Consider the following 16,425-nt stretch of genomic DNA (forward strand, 5'->3'; position numbering starts at 1 on the left):
CAGACGTATGCTGCCTTAGAAGTCCTCGTCCAGGTCGACCGTGCCCTCGACCGCGACCTGGTAGGCCGACGGACGGCGCTCGAAGAAGTTCGTCAGCTCCTGCACACCCTGCAGCTCCATGAAGGAGAACGGGTTCTGCGAGCCGTACACCGGCGGGAAGCCCAGCCGGACCAGGCGCTGGTCCGCGACGCACTCCAGGTACTCGCGCATCGACTCGGTGTTCATCCCCGGCAGGCCGTCACCGCACAGGTCGCGGCCGAACTGCAGCTCCGCCTCGACGGCCTCCTTGAGCATGTCGGTGACCTGCTGCTGGAGGGCGTCATCGAAGAGCTCCGGCTCCTCCTTGCGGACCGTGTCCACGACCTCGAAGGCGAAGTTCATGTGCATGGTCTCGTCGCGGAAGACCCAGTTGGTGCCGGTGGCCAGGCCGTGCAGCAGACCGCGCGAGCGGAACCAGTACACGTACGCGAAGGCGCCGTAGAAGAACAGGCCCTCGATGCACGCCGCGAAGCAGATCAGGTTCAGCAGGAAGCGGCGGCGGTCGGCGGCCGTCTCCAGGCGCTCGATCTTCTCGACCGAGTCCATCCACTTGAAGCAGAACTGCGCCTTCTCGCGGATGGAGGGGATCTCCTCGACCGCGTCGAAGGCCGCCGCGCGGTCGTCCGGGTCGGGCAGGTAGGTGTCGAGCAGCGTCAGATAGAACTGGACGTGCACGGCCTCCTCGAACAGCTGGCGCGACAGGTACAGGCGCGCCTCCGGGGAGTTGATGTGCTTGTAGAGCGTCAGCACCAGGTTGTTCGAGACGATCGAGTCGCCCGTCGCGAAGAACGCGACCAGCCGGCCGATCATGTGCTGCTCGGAGGGCGTCAGCTTCGCCAGGTCGGCGACGTCCGAGTGGAGGTCGACCTCCTCGACGGTCCAGGTGTTCTTGATCGCGTCCCGGTAGCGCTCGTAGAAGTCCGGGTAGCGCATCGGGCGGAGCGTGAGCTCGAAGCCCGGGTCCAGGAGGTTCTTCTGGTCGTTGGAGCTCATTACTGGCAGGCCTCGCAGGACTCGGGGTTCTCAAGGGAGCAGGCCAGCGCCTCGGCGTCGGCGACCGCCTGCGGCAGCTCGACGGGGGTGGCCGCCTGGGCGGCGCGGGCGATCTTCGTCGCAGGGCGCGAGCGCAGGTAGTAGGTGGTCTTCAGGCCCTGCTTCCAGGCGTACGCGTACATCGAGCTGAGCTTGCCGATGGTGGGCGTCTCCAGGAACAGGTTCAGCGACTGCGACTGGTCCAGGAACGGCGTACGGGCCGCCGCCATGTCGATCAGACCGCGCTGCGGGATCTCCCACGCCGTGCGGTACAGCTCGCGGACCTCCGCCGGGATCCAGCTGAAGCCCTGGACCGAGCCGGAGGAGTCGCGCAGCGCCTCGCGGGTCTGGGCGTCCCACACGCCGAGCTGCTTCAGCTCCTCCACCAGGTAGCCGTTCACCTGGAGGAACTCACCGCTGAGCGTCTCGCGCTTGAAGAGGTTGGAGACCTGCGGCTCGATGCACTCGTACACGCCGGCGATCGAGGCGATCGTGGCGGTCGGGGCGATGGCCAGGAGCAGGGAGTTGCGCATACCGGTCTCGGCGACGCGGGCGCGCAGCGCGTCCCAGCGCTCCGGCCAGTTCAGCTCGACGTCGTAGTGGTCCGGGTGCAGGACACCACGGGCGGTACGGGTCTGCTCCCAGGCCGGCAGCGGGCCGCTGCGCTCGGCGAGGTCGCAGGAGGCCTCGTACGCGGCCAGCATGATGCGCTCGGAGAGCTTGGTGGACAGGGCCCTCGCCTCGGGGGAGTCGAAGGGCAGCTTCAGCTTGAAGAAGACGTCCTGGAGGCCCATCGCGCCCAGGCCCACCGGGCGCCAGCGGGCGTTGGAGCGGCCGGCCTGCTCGGTCGGGTAGAAGTTGATGTCCACCACGCGGTCGAGGAAGGTGACGGCGGTGCGGACGGTCTCGTCGATCCGCTCCCAGTCGATCTCGCCGTCCACGACGAAGGCGCCCAGGTTGACCGAGCCGAGGTTGCAGACGGCCGTCTCGCCGTCGTTGGTGACCTCGATGATCTCGGTGCACAGGTTCGAGGAGTGCACGACCGTGCCCGGCTCGGCGGTCTGGTTCGCCGTGCGGTTGGAGGCGTCCTTGAAGGTCATCCAGCCCTGGCCGGTCTGCGCGAGGGTGCGCATCATCCGGCCGTACAGGTCGCGGGCGGGCATGGTCTTGCGGGCCAGGCCGTCCGCCTCGGCCTTGCGGTAGGCGGCGTCGAACTCGTCACCCCACAGGTCGACCAGCTCGGGGACGTCGGCCGGGGAGAACAGCGACCAGTCGGCGTCGGCGTTCACACGGCGCATGAACTCGTCCGGCACCCAGTGGGCGAGGTTCAGGTTGTGCGTACGGCGCTGGTCCTCACCGGTGTTGTCGCGGAGCTCCAGGAACTCCTCGATGTCCGCGTGCCAGGTCTCCAGGTAGACGGCGGCGGCGCCCTTGCGGCGGCCACCCTGGTTCACGGCGGCGACGGAGGCGTCGAGGGTCTTCAGGAACGGCACGATGCCGTTGGAGTGGCCGTTGGTGCCACGGATCAGCGAACCGCGGGCGCGGATGCGGGAGTACGAGAGGCCGATGCCGCCGGCGTGCTTGGAGAGGCGGGCGACCTGGTGGTAGCGGTCGTAGATCGAGTCGAGCTCGTCCAGCGGGGAGTCCAGCAGGTAGCAGGAGGACATCTGCGGGTGCCGGGTACCGGAGTTGAAGAGCGTGGGGGAGGACGGCAGGTAGTCCAGGCGGCTCATCAGCCGGTAGAGCGAGGCCACTTCCTCCACGGCCTGGACGCTGTCGTCGGCGGCCAGACCGCAGGCCACGCGCAGCATGAAGTACTGCGGGGTCTCGATGACCTGACGGGTGATCGGGTGACGCAGCAGGTAGCGGCTGTGCAGGGTGCGCAGGCCGAAGAAGCCGAAGCGGTCGTCGGCGCCCTCGGCGAGGGTCAGTTCGACGAGCGAGTCGAGCCGGCCCGCGTGGGTGCGGACGAACTCGGCCGTGCGGTCGGCGATGAGGCCCTCGCGGTGGCCGACCTCGACGGAGGCCGAGAAGGACGTCGAGCCCTGGCTCGCGGCCTCGTCGCGCACGGCCAGCGTCAGCAGGCGGGCGGCGAGCCGGGAGTAGGCCGGGTCCTCGGAGATCAGACCGGCGGCGGCCTCCGTGGCCAGCCCGCGCAGTTCGGCGTCGTCGGCGGCGGAGCTGCGGCCGCGCAGCGCGGAGGCCGCGACCCGGCCGGGGTCGGTGTCGGGGAGGTCCGCCGTAAGTTCGGTGAGGGTACGCAGCAGCGTGGCCCCCGGGCCCTCGGTGTTGTCGCCAGAAGTGGACTCGGCGCGCGGTGCGGAAGGCGCGATGGTCACGGCGGGAGCTCTCCCTCGCTCGGCCCGGTCATCGGCGGAGCGGGGCGCGGGCGGGCGCATGCGGGCGCGACGAGAACGCGTACCCCGCATGGCGTCCACCGGCCCAACCGCGAGGCCCGGACGAATCGGCACCCGGTTCGGTCGAGCCGGGCGCGCTGTCGGCAGGTCATCGGACTTGGCGTCCGGTAGCCGGACACTTCATACCGTTGCGGGACAGTTCCGGATTCGCACCGGATTCCCCTGCGGCGACAGCAGGCATGAGCATACATGTGGGGGCGGCCCTGTGCGGTAACCCCCACATGTAGTGTCGGCGTGGCTACAGCTTGAGCCGGTAAGTGAAGAGTGTCAGACCCTCGATCGGCGCCCAGTCCCGCTCCGGAGTGCGTACGAAGCCCAGGCGCGCGTAGATCCGGTGGGCGCCGCCCATGCTGCGCTGGGTGGAGAGAACCAGGCCGGTCACGCCCTCCAGGGCCCGCGCCCGCTCGACGCAGGCCCGCACCAGAGCCTCGCCGGCGCCTTGGCCGCGCGCCTCGTGGGCGACCGCGAGCATCCGGAACTCCGCCTCGTCGGGGGCCGCGATGTCGGCGAGCGGACTGCCCGGAGCGGCGAAGGTCACACCGCCCAGCACCCGCCCCTCGCGTTCGGCGACGAGCACTTCGGCCTGGGCGGCCCGGCCGGCCACGTCGCGCAGCACGTTCAGATAGTGGTCGTCCTCGTTGAAGTCCAGATGCCCGTCGGCGAGGTAGGCCCGCGCCGTGATCTCACCCAGCTCCGCGTACTCGGCGGGCAGCGCCGTTCTGATCACCATGTCCATGCGGTCGAGTGTGCAGGACGGGCCGGCGCCGGTGCCGGGCGCGGACCCGGCGAAGGCCCCGCCGGAAGCATCCGGCGGGGCCTTCGGTGTGCGGGGCGGCTCAGCAGCAGCGGAAGCCCTCGCGGGGGTCCGCCTCGCGGGCGTCCGTACGGGCGCGTTCGAAGGCGCGGCGGGTCAGGACCTCCGCGTCCGGGTCGTGGGAGCGGGCATGGGCCACGTACCGGTCGTACGCGGCCTCCCCGGAGAACTCCCGTACGTAGAACCGGGCCCTGGCCAGCACGCTCCGTACGGTGCTCACGCCACCGGCTCCTTGACGTGTCCGCCGCCCGCCTCCGGGCCCGCCGCGGCGAGCTCCGCCCGCTCCTCGGCGGTCGCGATCAGTCCGGCCGGGGCGACGATCTTCGACTCGGTCCACGGGGTCTCGGAGAGGGCCGCCGACGCCGGGTCGCGGACGGCCTTGAGGCAGGTCCGGGCCGCGTCCGCGAGGACCACGATGATCAGGACCGCGAAGAAGGCGCACAGGACGCCGTCGACCGTGGCGTTGGTGACCACGGTGTGCATGTCGTCCATGTTCTTCGCCGGCGCCAGGACCTTGCCGGCGTCGATTCCGGCCTGGTACTTGTCGCGCTGGGCGAAGAAGCCGACCTTCACGTCGTCGGAGAAGATCTTCTGGTAGCTCGCGGTGAGGGTCACCGTCGCGTCCCAGACCAGCGGAACGCCCGTCACCCAGGCCCACTTGAGCCGGCCGGACTTGATCAGCAGCGTGGTGCAGACGGCCAGTGCGACCGCGGCGAGCAGCTGGTTGGCGATGCCGAAGAGCGGGAAGAGCTGGTTGATGCCGCCGAGCGGGTCCTTGATGCCGACCCACAGGAAGTAGCCCCAGCCTCCCACGACGATCGCGCTCGCGAACCACACGCCGGGCTTCCAGCTGACGTCCTTGAAGGACTTGTGCACGTTGCCGAGGGTGTCCTGGAGCATGAACCGGCCCACGCGGGTGCCGGCGTCGAGCGTCGTCAGGATGAAGAGCGCCTCGAACATGATGGCGAAGTGGTACCAGAAGGCCTTCATCCCGGCGCCGCCGACCACGGCGGAGAAGATCTCCGACATTCCGAGTGCGAAGGTCGGCGCGCCACCCGTGCGCGAGAGCAGGCTGGCTTCCTCGACGTCCTTCGCGGCCTGGGCGAGCGCTTCCGGGGAGATCGCGAAGCCGAAGTGGGTCACCGCCTGGGAGGCGGACTCGACGGTGGTGCCGATGACCCCGCCGGGGGAGTTGACCGCGAAGAAGAGCCCGGGCTCGATGATGCAGGCCGCGATGATCGCCATGACGGCGACGAAGGACTCGGTCAGCATGGCGCCGTAGCCGATCATGCGGACCTGGGTCTCCTTCTGGATCATCTTCGGGGTGGTTCCCGAGGAGACCAGGGCGTGGAAGCCGGAGAGCGCGCCACAGGCGATGGTGATGAAGACGAAGGGGAACATCGACCCGGCGAAGACCGGTCCGTCGCCGCTCGCCGCGAATTCGGTGACCGAGGGCATCTTCAGGGTGGGCATCGCGATGACCACGCCGAGCGCGAGGAGCGCGATGGTGCCGACCTTCATGAAGGTGGAGAGGTAGTCGCGGGGGGCGAGCAGCATCCACACCGGCAGCACCGATGCCAGGAAGCCGTACACCACCATCCAGATGACCAGCGTCTCCTTCTCCAGGGTGAAGGTGCCCGCGAAGGAGGACTCGGCGACCCAGCCGCCCGCGACGATGGCGAGCAGCAGCAGTGCGACGCCGATGACGGAGACCTCGGTGACCCGGCCCGGCCGCAGGACGCGCAGGTAGAAGCCCATGAAGACGGCGATCGGGATGGTCATGCCGATGGAGAAGACGCCCCAGGGCGAGTGCGCCAGGGCGTTGACGATGACCAGGGCCAGCACCGCCAGCAGGATGATCATGATGGCGAACACGGCGACCAGGGCGGCGGCCCCGCCGACGGGGCCGATCTCGTCCCGGGCCATCTGGCCGAGCGAACGTCCGTCGCGGCGGGTGGAGAAGAACAGCGTGACCATGTCCTGGACGGCCCCGGCGAAGATGACGCCGGCGACGATCCAGATGGTGCCCGGCAGATAGCCCATCTGCGCGGCGAGTACGGGTCCGACGAGCGGGCCGGCGCCGGCCACGGCCGCGAAGTGGTGGCCGAAGAGGACCCGGCGGTCGGTGGGGTGGAAGTCGACACCGTTGTCAAGGCGTTCGGCGGGGGTGGCCCGGGTGGCGTCCACCTTCAGCACGCGGTCCGCGATGAAGCGCGCGTAGAAGCGGTAGGCGATCGCGTACGAGCCCAGCGCGGCGGCGAGCAGCCAGGCGGCGGAGATCTCCTCGCCGCGCGAGAGCGCCAGCACGCCCCAGCCGATGGCGCCGACGAGTCCGACGAGCACCCACGCGGCGATGGACCTGGGAGAAGGCGAGCCCGGCGTGCTGCCCGGACTCGCCGCGTCCCGTTCTGTCCCTGTTGCTTCCGGTTCAGGCATGACCTCGTCCCCTCGTCGATCATCTGCGTAAGCAGGCGGAATCTACGGGGGATTGCCTGGTGAACGTAAGACCCCGTCCGCATTCCGGTCGTGGAATTCCGGTACGCGGCGCGGGGGTCGGGCGTCAGGCGGCGGGGCGCTTGAGCCTGGCGACGAACTTGTACCGGTCGCCGCGGTACACCGACCGCACCCACTCCACCGGTTCGCCGTCGGCGTCCAGGGAGTGCCGGGAGAGCATCAGCATCGGCAGCCCGACGTCGGTGCCGAGCAGGCCGGCCTCGCGCGGGGTGGCCAGTGAGGTCTCGATGGTCTCCTCGGCCTCGGCGAGGTGCACGTCGTACACCTCGGCGAGGGCGGTGTAGAGGGAGGTGTACTTGGCCAGCGACCGGCGCAGTGCGGGGAAGCGCTTGGCCGAGAGGTGGGTGGTCTCGATGGCCATCGGCTCGCCGCTGGCCAGGCGCAGCCGCTCGATGCGCAGCACCCGTCCGCCGGTGGTGATCTTGAGCAGGCCGGCGAGGGTGTCGTCGGCCGTCACGTATCCGATGTCGAGGAGCTGGGAGGTCGGTTCCAGGCCCTGGGCCCGCATGTCCTCCGTGTACGAGGTCAGTTGCAGGGCCTGGGAGACCTTGGGCTTGGCGACGAAGGTGCCTTTGCCCTGGATCCGTTCCAGTCGCCCCTCCACGACCAGTTCCTGGAGGGCCTGCCGGACGGTGGTCCGCGAGGTGTCGAACTCGGCCGCGAGCGTGCGCTCGGGCGGCACCGGCGTGCCGGGCGGCAGTGTCTCGGTCATGTCGAGCAAGTGCCGCTTGAGTCGGTAGTACTTGGGCACACGCGCCGTGCGAGTGGCTGCCCCGCCTTCCGGCTCCGTGGTCGCCCCTTCGGTGGCCATCGCCGCCCGCCTTCCCGACTCCAGTTTCGCTGCCGTCACCGGCTCCTCCGATATGTGCGGTCACATCGTGACACGTAAGGGGGGACAGGCCTTCTCTCTCCCCAGGTGTCGGTCCGATAACGGACCTGGCACCCGCTCATTAGACCCTTGACACCCCTAAAGGTCTAGGCCAAGGTTCAGCTACTGGTCTAAACCAATATGGATCAGATCCCGGCCCCACGGCAGTACTTCGCGTATGTCACCGCGGCGGGCAAGGGAAGTGCAGGCAGGCATCCCTGAGGAGGGTGGCGTGAAGCGCAAGCTCATCGCGGCGGTTGGAGTCGCGGGCATGGTTATCGGCCTCGCGGCTTGTGGCAACGGGGACGACGACAAGGCCAAGGCCGACGCGGGCCCCAAGGAGATCACCGTCTGGGTCATGGACGGCTCCGCGCCGAAGGCCTGGATCGAAGAGGTCAACAAGGAGTTCTCGGCCAAGCACCCCGGTGTGACGGTCAAGGTCGAGGAGCAGAAGTGGACCGGCATCCAGGAGAAGGTCACCACGGCCCTCTCCGAGAACAACCCTCCGGACGTTCTTGAGCTCGGCAACACCCAGACCGCGGGCTACGCGGTCACCGGCGGTCTCGCCGACCTGACCAAGGACAAGGCCACGCTCGGCGCCGACGCCTGGCAGAAGAGCATGCTCGCCTCGGCCGAGGTCGACGGCAAGCTTTACTCCGCCCCCTGGTACGCCGCCAACCGCGTCGTCATCTACGACAAGAAGGCCTTCACCAAGGCCGGCGTCACCCCGCCCACCACCCGCGACGAGTGGATCGCCGGCCTGGAGAAGCTGAAGGCGGCCGACCCGGCCTCGCAGCCGATCTACCTGCCCGGCCAGAGCTGGTACGTCCTCGCGGGCCTGATCTGGGACGAGGGCGGCGACCTCGCCGTCAAGGACGGCGCCAAGTGGAAGGGCGGACTGGCCACCCCGCAGGCCGCCTCCGCGATGGAGTTCTACAAGAAGCTCCAGTCCTTCTCCACCGCCCCCAAGGACAAGGACGAGGCCACCCCGCAGCAGTCCACCGACATCGTTCCCAAGGGCGGCGTCGCCTCGTGGATCGGTCTCGGCTGGGAGGCCGGCGGCGCCGAGAAGGCCCTGAAGGAAGCGGGCAAGGAAGCCGACTTCGGCTACTTCCCGATCCCGGGCAAGACCGCCGACAAGAGCGGCACCGTCTTCCTCGGCGGCTCGAACCTCGCCGTCGCCGAGCGCTCCAAGAACAAGGCGCTCGCCAAGGAGTGGCTGGCGCTGGCCGCCGGCAAGGAGCAGATGACCAAGTACGCCGCCGAGACCAAGGGCGCGCTGCTCCCGAACCAGGCCGGTGCCAACTTCACCCCCGCCGCGGGCTCCTTCGCCGAGGCCATGGGCAAGGCCGGCGCCAACGGCAAGATCACCCCGGTCACCCCGGGCTGGGCGAACGTCGAGACCGAGCCGAACCCCATCAAGGAGTTCATGACCAAGGTCCTGAAGGGTGAGGACGCCGCCAAGGCGGGTGCGGACGCGGACGCGGAGATCGCGAAGCGCATCAACAAGTAGTCCCACCCGCAGCACCCGCAGTACTCGCAGTACCCGTACGACCCAGCAGTGTGAACGCACCGGGGAGTGCGGCAGGTGCCCGGACACCCGCCGCGCCCCGGTCGCGCATTTGACTCCACAGTCAACCGCGAGGAAGCCAAGCCATGACCGTGCACTCCCAGGGAGCGGTGACCAGCGCTCCACAGGACGCACCACCGAAGTCCGACGGACTGCCCGAGAAGCCGGCCCCAGCAACCGGCCCCGGCCCCACGCCGCCTCGCGGGGGCGGGAAGTCGCTCCCCACGGGGTGGCTGCCGTACCTGCTGGTCGCGCCCGCGGTGCTCGCCCTCGCGACGCTCCTGCTGTATCCGCTGATCAAGAACGTGATCCTGTCCCTCCAGGACATCAACAAGATCGAGTTCATCCAGCGGAAGTACCCCTTCGCGGGGCTCGACAACTACACCGAGCTGCTCGGTGACACGAACTTCTGGACCGTCGTCGTCCGCAGCTTCGGCTTCACCCTGGCCAACGTCGCGCTGATCATGGTGCTGGGAAGCCTCATCGGCATCCTGCTGAACAAGCTCGGCAAGAAGATGCGACTGGTCCTCTCGATGGCCCTGGTGATGGCCTGGGCCATGCCCATCGTCGCCTCGGTACAGGTCTTCCGCTGGCTGTTCGACGAGCAGTTCGGCGTCATGAACTGGGTCATGCGCACCGCCGGCTTCTCCGGCTACGAGCAGCACAACTGGATGGAGACCGGCCTCTCCACGATGGTGATCGTCACGATCCTGGTGGTCTGGGGTTCCATCCCGTTCGTCGCCCTCAACATGTACGCCGGCCTCACCACCGTCGGCGCCGAGCTGTACGAGGCCGCCCGCATGGACGGGGCCAACGGCTGGCAGACCTTCTGGAAGATCGTCTTCCCGAACCTGAAGCCCTTCTTCCTCATCACCACCTTCCTCGAGGTGATCTGGGTCTTCAAGGCCTTCACCCAGGTCTACGCGATGAACAAGGGCGGCCCGGACCGCGCCTCCGAGATCCTGCCGGTCTTCGCCTACGTCGAAGGCCAGAGCCAGGCCCACTACGGCCTCGCCGCCGCGATCTCCGTCCTGACGATCGTGATCCTCGTGATCGTCATGTCCTTCTACTTCCGCCTGATCCTGAAGCAGGAGGAGGAGCAGTGAGCACCACCACCGCCCCGAAGCCCGCGGCTCCCGAGAGGCCCGCACAGCAGCTCCGGACCCGCCGCCCGGTGCGCCCCGGAGCCGTGGCCAAGAACCTCGGCGCACTCCTGCTGGCCCTGGTCTTCGTCTTCCCCGTGTACTGGATGTTCTCCTCGGCCCTCAAGCCGGCCGACCAGATGCTCACCAAGGACCCCGTCTTCGTCTTCACGCCGACGACGGCCAACTTCGCCAAGGCCACCGGGGTCGAGAACTTCTGGACGTACGTCACCAACAGCGTCCTCGTCACCGTCGGCGCCGTCCTGCTGGCCCTGCTCGTCGCCCTCGCCGCGAGCTTCGCCATCGCCCGGATGAGGTTCAAGGGCCGCAAGGGCCTGGTCCTGACCGTGATGATGGCCCAGATGGCCCCCTGGGAGGTCATGGTCATCGCGATGTACATGATCGCCCGCGACGGCGAGATGCTGAACAGCCTCCCGCTGCTCACCGCGATCTACTTCGTGATGATCCTCCCCTTCACCATCTGGACCCTGCGCGGCTTCATCGCCGCCGTCCCGGTGACCCTGGAAGAGGCGGCCCAGATCGACGGCTGCACCCGCGGCCAGGCCTTCCGCAAGGTGATCTTCCCGCTGCTGGCCCCCGGCCTGATGTCCACCTCGCTCTTCGGCTTCATCACGGCCTGGAACGAGTTCGCCATGGTCCTGATCCTGAACAAGGACAAGAGCGCGCAGACCCTGCCGCTGTGGCTGACCGAGTTCATGTCCGCCTTCGGCAACGACTGGGGCGCCACCATGGCCGCTTCCTCGCTCTTCGCGGTCCCGGTCCTGCTGATCTTCATCTTCCTCCAGCGCAAGGCCGTCGGCGGCATGACCGCCGGCGCCGTGAAGGGATGACGCCGTCATGACTGTTCTTGCGCACCGCACCGATACGGTCACCCGCGACGCCCTCGCCGTCCTCCAGCCCGGCTTCGAGGGCACCACCGCCCCCGCCTGGCTGCTCCGCCAGGTCGGCGAAGGCCTCACCGCCGTCGGCCTGTTCGGCCGCAACATCGCCTCGCCCGAGCAGCTCGCCGCGCTGACCGCGCAGCTGCGTACCGAGCGCGACGACGTCCTGGTCGCCATCGACGAGGAGGGCGGCGACGTCACCCGCCTGGAGGTCCGCGGCGGCTCGTCCTTCCCCGGGAACCTGGCCCTCGGCGCCGTCGACGACACCGGCCTCACCCGGGACGTGGCCCGCGAGCTGGGCCGCCGCCTCGCCGAGTGCGGGGTCAACCTCAACTGGGCCCCGTCCGCCGACGTCAACTCAAACCCGGACAACCCGGTGATCGGCGTACGGTCCTTCGGCGCCGACACCCACCTCGCCGCCCGGCACACCGCCGCCTACGTCCAGGGCCTCCAGGCCGCCGGCGTGGCCGCCTGCACCAAGCACTTCCCGGGCCACGGCGACACCAATGTCGACTCGCACCACGCCCTGCCGCGCATCGACGTGGACCTGGACACCCTCCAGGCCCGCGAACTCGTCCCGTTCAAGGCGGCGATCGCGGCCGGCACCAAGGCCGTGATGAGCGCGCACATCCTGGTGCCCGCCCTCGACCCGACCCGCCCGGCCACCCTCAGCCCGCAGATCCTGACCGGCCTGCTGCGGGGGGAGCTCGGCTACGAGGGCCTCATCGTCACCGACGGCATGGAGATGAACGCCATCGCCGGGACGTACGGGATCGAGCGCGGCTCGGTCCTGGCCATCGCGGCCGGCGCCGACGCCATCTGCGTCGGCGGCGGACTCGCCGACGAAGCCACCGTCCTGCGGCTGCGCGACGCGCTGGTCGCGGCCGTCCGCGAGGGGGCACTGCCCGAGGAGCGCCTCGCCGACGCCGCCGCCCGCGTCCGCACACTCGCCGCATGGACCCGCGGAGCCCGGCCGGACGCGCAGCCGGAGGGGAGCCGCGCGTCCGGCATCGGGCTGACGGCCGCCCGCCGCGCCGTGGTCGTCACCGGCTCGGCGAAGCCGCTCACCGAGCCCTACGTCGCCACGCTCGCGCCCGTCGCGAACATCGCGGTGGGGGACGAGACCCCGTGGGGCGTGGCGGCGGAACTCGCCGAGCTGCTCCCGGGCACCGGTGCGGGCGTCTACCCCGAGGGCTCCCGTGCCGGGGGCGTCCTGGCGGCGGCGGGGGACCGTACCGTCGTCGCGGTGGTCCGTGACGCGCACCGGCACCCCTGGATGACCGAGGTGCTCGACGCGCTGGTCGCGGCCCGGCCGGACACGGTCGTGGTCGAGATGGGCCTGCCCATGGCTGCGCCGCGGGGTGCGGTGCACATCGCCACCCATGGCGCGTCCCGCGTCTGCGGGCGGGCCGCGGCGGAAGTCATCGCGGGGGTGTAGCGGCCCCCTGCGGCACCGCTGCTGGGGCTCCGCCCCAGACCCCGCGCCTCAATCGCCGGCGGGGCTGGATTTTTCAGCCCGTCCGGCGTTTGAGGACCGGGTCCGGGCAGCGCCCGGAAGGCACCGCGCAGCGGCTGCACGCACACGACAGAAGGGCCGGACTCCCGCCGCGGGAGTCCGGCCCTTCTGTCGCGCCGTGCGGCTACAGGCCCTGCCAGGCGGGCTTGTTGGCATAGGTGTGCCGGAAGTAGTCCGCCAGCTTCAGTTTCGACGCGGCGGCCTCGTCCACGATCACGGTGGCGTGCCGGTGCAACTGCAGCGCGGAGGCCGGGACCAGCGCGGACAGCGGGCCCTCGACGGTCTGCGCGACGGCGTCGGCCTTGCCCTCTCCGGTGGCCAGGAGGACCAGGTGCCGGGCGTCGAGGATGGTGCCGATGCCCTGGGTGATGACGTGGTGCGGCACCTGCTCCAGGTCGTTGTCGAAGAAGCGCGCGTTGTCCACGCGGGTCTGCTCCGTCAGCGTCTTGATGCGGGTGCGGGAGGTGAGGGAGGAGCAGGGCTCGTTGAAGCCGATGTGGCCGTCCGTGCCGATGCCGAGCAGCTGCAGGTCGACGCCGCCGGCCTCGGCCAGGGCGCGGTCGTAGGCCTCGCACGCGCCGACGATGTCCTCGGCCGAACCGTCGGGGCCCATGAAGGAGGCCTCGGACAGGCCCAGGGGCTCGACGACCTCGCGGAGCACGACCGCGCGGTAGGACTCGGGGTGCCCGGCCGGCAGGCCGACGTACTCGTCGAGCTGGCAGATCCGGGCCCGGGAGGCGTCGACCTGTCCGGCCTTGACCTTGGCGGTGAGGGCCTCGTAGATGGGCAGCGGGGTAGAGCCGGTCGCCACGCCGAGCAGGGCGTCGGGCTTGCGCCGCACCAGGGCGGCCATGGCCTCCGCGATGAGCTCGCCGCCTGCCTTGGCGTCCGGGACGATGACAACTTCCACGCGGGGCCTGCCGATCTGGAGTGGGTAGGGTGGTATAGACCAATCTAGCAGAGGTCGTCGCGTGCGGCGGGGGTCTCGCCGCCCTTTGTCGTGAGGGTCGGGAGAACCTTCAATCTTTTGGTTGCCCTGTCTACAACTCCATTCTCCTCTACGGTGGTTTATGTAGATAAATCATGGTATGTGCGATTGGAGTGGTCGTCATGGGCAGGCACACCAGCTACGCCTTCGAGACCTACAGAGCTGTCGCGGATGCCGGTCGCGCCGAGCTGCTCGCCGCGACCACCTCGCCCTTCCAGATCGAGGTGCGGTTCATCGGGGGGCTGACGAGTGGCCAGCGCGACGTCTTCGGGCAGGCCGCCGAACGCTGGGCCAAGGTCATCGTCGGTGACCTGGAGACCGCGATCCTTCGCGACTTCACCGGCGACGTCGTCATCGACGACCTCTTGATCGACGCCGAAGGCGTGGCGATCGACGGGGTCTTCGGCACGCTCGGGGAGGCGGGCCCGATCCGCTTCCGGCGGGAGACGGCTGTCACCGGAGCGCGCCTGCCCGCCACGGGCATCATGCGGTTCGACAAGGCCGACCTGGGACAGATGGAGGACGACGGCTCGCTGCTCGACGTCATCACGCACGAGATGGGCCATGTACTGGGGATCGGGACGATCTGGGGCATCTTCGGTCTGCTGAAGGACTTCCCCGGCCCCAACCCCACCTTCGTCGGTCCCGGCGCCATGAAGGAGTTCGGCGAGCTCATCGGGGCCGGGCAGCCCACCCCCGTACCGGTCGCGAACGTCGGCGGCGCGGGAAGCGCGGGCGGCCACTGGCGCGAGCGGGTCTTCGGCAACGAGTTGATGTCGCCGACCATCGGAGGGCCGGGCAACCCCCTGAGCAGGCTGACCGTGGCGAGCCTCGGGGATCTCGGCTACCAGGTCGACCTCGACGCCGCGGAGCCCTATGAACTCCCCGACCCCTTCGTCATCGCCATGGCCGGCGGCGCGGAAGCCGCGGCTCCGAGGGGCGTCATGCTCCCCACCGTCCCCAGCAGCATCCCCGCCGACCGGCCCTAGATCAGCGCGAGCTGCAGGCCGCCCGTCGCGTCCAGGTGCTGGCCCGTCACCCAGCGGGAGTCCGGCGAGGCCAGGAAGGCCACCACGTCGGCGACCTCCTGGGCCGTGCCCACCCGGTGGAAGACGGAGCGGGCGGCCAGGTGGGCCCGGGTCGCCCCGTCCGCGAGGAGGTCCGCGTTGAGGTCGGTCTCGGTGATGCCGGGGCCGACCGAGTTCACGGTGATCCCGCGCGGAGCCAGCTCGGCGGCCAGCGACCGGGTCAGCGCGTTCGCGGCGCCCTTGGCCATGACCGTGGCCAGGATGGCGGGCAGGGCGATGTCCGGGGTGCCGGTCACGTTCACGATCCGGCCCCCGTCGCGCAGCCGCTCCAGCCCGTACTTGATCACGAAGAACGGCGCTTTGGCGTTGAGCGCGTGCGCCCGGTCGTACATCTCCTCGTCCGTGTCCGCGATCCCCGCGAAGGCCGCCGCCCCGGCGTTGTTGACCAGGATGTCCACACCCTCCGTGTGGTCGGGATGGGCCGCGTACGCGGCCCACAGGGCCTGCGCGTCGCCGGGGACGCCGAGCTCGGCCCCGATGGCGAAGGCCCGTCCGCCGTCCGCCCCGATCGCCTCGACCGTCTCCTTCGCCGCCGCCCCGTCGCGTCCGTAGTGCACCGCGACGAGTGCCCCGTCCCGCGCCAGCCGCTCGGCCACGGCCCGTCCGATGCCCCGGCTGCCGCCGGTGACCAATGCTGTCTTCCCCTTGAGCACGCCCATGACGCGCCCCCCTCCGATAATCGCTAGTGGTCGCTACAGAAATGAACGTACCAGATTTCCTAGCGACCGCTATAGAATGCGGGCATGGTGACCGGACAGCGCGGCAGACCCCGTTCCTTCGACCGCGGCGCCGCCCTCGACAAGGCGATGTTCGCCTTCTGGGAGCGCGGCTACGAGGCGACCTCCATCGCCGATCTGACCGCCTCGCTCGGCATCAGCGCGCCCAGCCTCTACGCGGCCTTCGGCGACAAGCGCAAGCTCTTCGACGAGGTCGTGGTGGTGTACGGCGGCCGGTACGGGGACTTCGCGGGCGTGGCGCTCGCCGAGGAGCCCACCGCCCGGGCGGCCGTCGCCCGCATCCTGCGCGAGGCCGCCGAGGTCTACACCGACCCGGCCCACCCCCCGGGCTGCATGGTGATCAGCGCCGCGATCAACACCACCTCGGACGAAGTGGCGCAGGCGCTGCGCGAGCGCCGCAACGCCAACCTGGTGATGTTCGAGAGCCGGATCCGGGCCGACATGGCCACGGGCGCGCTGCCCGCGGACACGGACGCGCGGGCGCTGGCCCGGTACGCCGGGGCGGTGCTTCAGGGGATGTCCCAGCAGTCGCGCGACGGGGCGAGCCGGGAAGAGCTGGAGGCGGTGGCCGAGCGGGCCCTGCTGGCCTGGCCCGCGGCCTGACCGGCCGGGGGTCCGGGGCGTCCGCCCGGAGTGCACCCTGCGCGTCCACGCGGAGGAGTTCCTCTGGGCCACGGTGCAGGACGGGACCCTCGACCCGCCCGGCACCGTAGCCCGGAGTACTTACGGCCGACAGGTGTGCGGTTCCCGACGGCCGGTGGAGGTGCCTGCGCGGTCAGGGCAGAGCGCGCGGCTTAC

General features: G+C 70.0%; 14 protein-coding genes and 1 riboswitch. Of the genes, 6 read left to right on the forward strand and 8 right to left on the reverse strand.

Annotation, left to right across the window (positions count from 1 at the left end):
* Positions 1–15: 15 nt before the first annotated feature.
* The 6 genes from ACZ573_RS03385 to ACZ573_RS03410 all read right to left on the reverse strand — a co-directional run bounded on the left by ACZ573_RS03385 (position 16) and on the right by ACZ573_RS03410 (position 7,627).
* Entirely contained in the window at positions 16–1,032 is a 1,017-nt protein-coding gene (locus ACZ573_RS03385; protein WP_376159774.1) for a ribonucleotide-diphosphate reductase subunit beta, read from the reverse strand.
* The gene (locus ACZ573_RS03390) at positions 1,032–3,410 is read right to left on the reverse strand and encodes a ribonucleoside-diphosphate reductase subunit alpha (protein WP_471298337.1); all 2,379 of its coding nucleotides are present in this window, start codon (positions 3,408–3,410) and stop codon (positions 1,032–1,034) included. Before ACZ573_RS03390 ends, ACZ573_RS03385 begins: the two co-directional genes overlap by 1 nt.
* 143 nt (positions 3,411–3,553) lie before the next feature.
* Positions 3,554–3,675, reverse strand: a riboswitch (cobalamin riboswitch).
* Positions 3,676–3,726: 51 nt separating this feature from the next.
* On the reverse strand, positions 3,727–4,224 hold the full coding sequence (locus ACZ573_RS03395) for a GNAT family N-acetyltransferase (protein WP_471298340.1): 498 nt from the start codon (positions 4,222–4,224) through the stop codon (positions 3,727–3,729).
* A gap of 100 nt (positions 4,225–4,324) precedes the next feature.
* Entirely contained in the window at positions 4,325–4,522 is a 198-nt protein-coding gene (locus tag ACZ573_RS03400) for a CstA-like transporter-associated (seleno)protein (RefSeq protein ID WP_030016682.1), read from the reverse strand.
* On the reverse strand, positions 4,519–6,738 hold the full coding sequence (locus tag ACZ573_RS03405) for a carbon starvation CstA family protein (protein ID WP_471298343.1): 2,220 nt from the start codon (positions 6,736–6,738) through the stop codon (positions 4,519–4,521). The genes ACZ573_RS03400 and ACZ573_RS03405 overlap by 4 nt, the downstream gene beginning before the upstream one ends.
* Before the next feature lie 124 nt (positions 6,739–6,862).
* Positions 6,863–7,627, reverse strand: coding sequence for a GntR family transcriptional regulator (locus ACZ573_RS03410; RefSeq protein WP_301366535.1), 765 nt, complete (start codon positions 7,625–7,627; stop codon positions 6,863–6,865).
* A gap of 289 nt (positions 7,628–7,916) precedes the next feature.
* On the opposite strand from ACZ573_RS03410, the gene ACZ573_RS03415 reads away from it, so the two are divergent.
* From ACZ573_RS03415 to ACZ573_RS03430, 4 genes are all read left to right on the forward strand, one after another.
* Positions 7,917–9,197: an extracellular solute-binding protein gene (locus tag ACZ573_RS03415; RefSeq protein WP_471298346.1), complete on the forward strand. Its 1,281-nt coding sequence runs from the start codon at positions 7,917–7,919 to the stop codon at positions 9,195–9,197.
* Positions 9,198–9,340: 143 nt separating this feature from the next.
* Complete coding sequence (locus tag ACZ573_RS03420) at positions 9,341–10,360, forward strand: carbohydrate ABC transporter permease (protein WP_471298347.1); 1,020 nt, start codon at positions 9,341–9,343, stop codon at positions 10,358–10,360.
* Between the two features lie 68 nt (positions 10,361–10,428).
* A complete protein-coding gene (locus ACZ573_RS03425) occupies positions 10,429–11,247 on the forward strand; it encodes a carbohydrate ABC transporter permease (RefSeq protein WP_468114822.1) in 819 nt (272 codons plus the stop codon).
* Between the two features lie 7 nt (positions 11,248–11,254).
* The gene (locus tag ACZ573_RS03430; RefSeq protein WP_471298349.1) at positions 11,255–12,736 is read left to right on the forward strand and encodes a glycoside hydrolase family 3 protein; all 1,482 of its coding nucleotides are present in this window, start codon (positions 11,255–11,257) and stop codon (positions 12,734–12,736) included.
* A gap of 202 nt (positions 12,737–12,938) precedes the next feature.
* On the opposite strand, the gene nagB is transcribed toward ACZ573_RS03430, so the two are convergent.
* The gene (nagB, locus tag ACZ573_RS03435) at positions 12,939–13,724 is read right to left on the reverse strand and encodes a glucosamine-6-phosphate deaminase (protein ID WP_471298352.1); all 786 of its coding nucleotides are present in this window, start codon (positions 13,722–13,724) and stop codon (positions 12,939–12,941) included.
* A 200-nt stretch (positions 13,725–13,924) separates the two neighbouring features.
* Between nagB and ACZ573_RS03440 the strand changes: the two genes are divergently transcribed.
* Positions 13,925–14,791 carry a leishmanolysin-related zinc metalloendopeptidase gene (locus ACZ573_RS03440; protein WP_471298355.1) on the forward strand — a complete coding sequence of 289 codons (867 nt, stop codon included), beginning with the start codon at positions 13,925–13,927 and terminating at the stop codon, positions 14,789–14,791.
* Here ACZ573_RS03440 and ACZ573_RS03445 read toward each other — a convergent pair.
* The gene (locus ACZ573_RS03445) at positions 14,788–15,549 is read right to left on the reverse strand and encodes an SDR family oxidoreductase (protein WP_471298357.1); all 762 of its coding nucleotides are present in this window, start codon (positions 15,547–15,549) and stop codon (positions 14,788–14,790) included. The two genes, ACZ573_RS03440 and ACZ573_RS03445, sit on opposite strands and share 4 nt — an antisense overlap.
* Positions 15,550–15,633: 84 nt before the next feature.
* Between ACZ573_RS03445 and ACZ573_RS03450 the strand changes: the two genes are divergently transcribed.
* Positions 15,634–16,230, forward strand: coding sequence for a TetR/AcrR family transcriptional regulator (locus ACZ573_RS03450; RefSeq protein ID WP_471298360.1), 597 nt, complete (start codon positions 15,634–15,636; stop codon positions 16,228–16,230).
* The last annotated feature ends 195 nt before the right edge of the window (positions 16,231–16,425 follow it).

Source organism: Streptomyces sp. NPDC040545, from assembly GCF_055595065.1.

Excerpts from the sequence above, each read along its gene's own strand:
- ACZ573_RS03395 (WP_471298340.1), bottom strand. The coding sequence starts at position 4,224 with ATGGACATGGTGATCAGAACGGCGCTGCCCGCCGAGTACGCGGAGCTG.
- ACZ573_RS03410 (WP_301366535.1), bottom strand. The coding sequence starts at position 7,627 with ATGGCCACCGAAGGGGCGACCACGGAGCCGGAAGGCGGGGCAGCCACT.
- ACZ573_RS03440 (WP_471298355.1), top strand. The coding sequence starts at position 13,925 with ATGGGCAGGCACACCAGCTACGCCTTCGAGACCTACAGAGCTGTCGCG.
- ACZ573_RS03430 (WP_471298349.1), top strand. The coding sequence starts at position 11,255 with ATGACTGTTCTTGCGCACCGCACCGATACGGTCACCCGCGACGCCCTC.
- ACZ573_RS03405 (WP_471298343.1), bottom strand. The coding sequence starts at position 6,738 with ATGCCTGAACCGGAAGCAACAGGGACAGAACGGGACGCGGCGAGTCCG.
- ACZ573_RS03385 (WP_376159774.1), bottom strand. The coding sequence starts at position 1,032 with ATGAGCTCCAACGACCAGAAGAACCTCCTGGACCCGGGCTTCGAGCTC.
- ACZ573_RS03420 (WP_471298347.1), top strand. The coding sequence starts at position 9,341 with ATGACCGTGCACTCCCAGGGAGCGGTGACCAGCGCTCCACAGGACGCA.
- ACZ573_RS03445 (WP_471298357.1), bottom strand. The coding sequence starts at position 15,549 with ATGGGCGTGCTCAAGGGGAAGACAGCATTGGTCACCGGCGGCAGCCGG.
- ACZ573_RS03450 (WP_471298360.1), top strand. The coding sequence starts at position 15,634 with ATGGTGACCGGACAGCGCGGCAGACCCCGTTCCTTCGACCGCGGCGCC.